The organism is Ideonella sp. P3_A4 (assembly GCF_056403075.1).
The window spans coordinates 1-1,777 of sequence record NZ_JBFUGE010000921.1 but is presented as its reverse complement, the minus strand read 5'-3'; the positions used below and the strand labels follow the sequence as shown (position 1 = coordinate 1,777).

Genomic DNA, 1,777 nt, shown 5'->3' with positions numbered 1-1,777 from the left:
CCTTCACACAGTGCTTCAGGTAGAAGCCCACGTCGGTCGGCTGCATCGGCGCCGGCAGCGAGGCTAGCAGGCGCTCGGCGTCGGCCAGTGCCAGCTCGGTGTCGATCGGCGTTTCGGGGTTGTTCGGGTCCTCGTGGATGCCCGGCACCTCGGTCAGGAACAGCAGCTTGTCGGCCTGCAGCGCGATCGCCGTTTCGGTGGCCACGTCTTCCATCGACAGGTTGAAGGCCTCACCGGTGGGCGAGAAGCCGAACGGCGACAGCAGCACCATCGCGCCGATGTCGATCAACCGGCGGATGGCGGCTGAGTCGACCTTGCGCACCACACCGCTGTGCTGGAAATCGATGCCGTCGATGATGCCGACCGGCCGCGCGGTGAGGRAATTGCCCGAGACCACGCGCACGGTGGAGTTCGCCATCGGCGTGTTCGGCAGGCCTTGCGAGAACGCGGCCTCGATCTCGAAGCGCAACTGGCCGGCGGCTTCTTGCGCGCAGTCGAGCGCGACGCCGTCGGTGATGCGCATGCCGTGCGAGAAGCGGGCGGTTTGCCCCTTGGCTGCAAGCTGCTCGTTCACCTGCGGTCGGAAGCCGTGCACCAGCACCAGCCGCACGCCCATGGCGTGCAGGATCGCCATGTCCTGCGCAAAGAAGGCCAGCTTGCCGGCGGCGACCAGTTCGCCGGTGATGCCGACGACGAAGGTCTTGCCACGGTAAGCGTGGATGTGTGGCGCCACTGATCGAAACCAGGGCACGAAGGTGTGGGGGAAGACGAGGTCCATCTGGAACAGATTGTGCCGCGGATAATCCGCCCCCTCCATGTCGTCCCCTCGAACAGAACGCCCATCGGGCCAAAGCCCTGGCCCGAGACCGCCACGCGTGAATCGGCCGCCACGGCCGGTGATCGCCAACCCGGTCCCGCCCATCACCTATCCCGACGCGCTGCCGGTCTCGACCAGGCGCGACGAGATCGCGCGCGCCATCCAGGACCACCCGGTCGTCATCGTCTGCGGTGAGACGGGCTCGGGCAAGRCCACCCAGTTGCCGAAGATCGCGCTGGAGCTGGGCCGCGGCCTGGGCGCCGGCGGCACCGGCCTGATCGGCCACACCCAGCCGCGCCGGATCGCCGCCAGCTCGGTGGCCAAGCGCATTGCCGACGAGCTGAAGTCGCCGCTGGGGGAGGTGGTGGGCTACAAGGTCCGCTTCCAGGACCGGCTGCAGCCCGGCGCGTCGGTCAAGCTGATGACCGACGGCATCTTGCTGGCCGAGACGCAGACCGACCCGCTGCTGAAGGCATACGACACGCTGATCATCGACGAGGCGCACGAGCGCTCGTTGAACATCGACTTCCTGCTCGGCTACCTGAAAGAGGTGCTGGCGCGCCGGCCGGACCTGAAGATCATCGTGACCTCGGCGACGATCGACGCCGATCGCTTCGCCAACCACTTCGCGTCAGCGCGCGGCCCAGCGCCGGTGATCCAGGTCAGCGGCCGCACCTTCCCGGTCGAGCAGCGCTGGCGTCCGTTCGAAGAGAGCCGCGAGTTCGACCTGAACGACGCGATCAGCGACGGGGTGGACGAACTGTGGCGCGAAGKCTCTGGCGACATCCTCGTCTTCCTGCCCGGCGAGCGCGAGATCCGCGAAGCGGCGGACCACCTGCGCAAGCATCTGGCGCACCAGCCGCTGCACCGCAATGCTGACATCCTGCCGCTGTTCGCGCGCCTGTCGCAGGCCGAGCAGGACCGTGTGTTCGAAACCGGCGGCGGCAAGCGCATCGTGCT

2 protein-coding genes are annotated in these 1,777 nt (G+C 67.9%); one reads left to right on the top strand and one right to left on the bottom strand.

Annotated features, from left to right (window positions below; genetic code table 11):
• On the bottom strand, positions 1-778 hold a 778-nt coding region (gene argA / locus AC1DYI_RS34450; protein WP_477208598.1), incomplete at its 3' end, for an amino-acid N-acetyltransferase.
• 37 nt (positions 779-815) lie between these two features.
• Here argA and AC1DYI_RS34445 point away from each other — a divergent pair.
• Positions 816-1,777, top strand: a 962-nt coding sequence (locus tag AC1DYI_RS34445) for a DEAD/DEAH box helicase (protein ID WP_477208597.1), incomplete at its 3' end; no start/stop codon positions are given.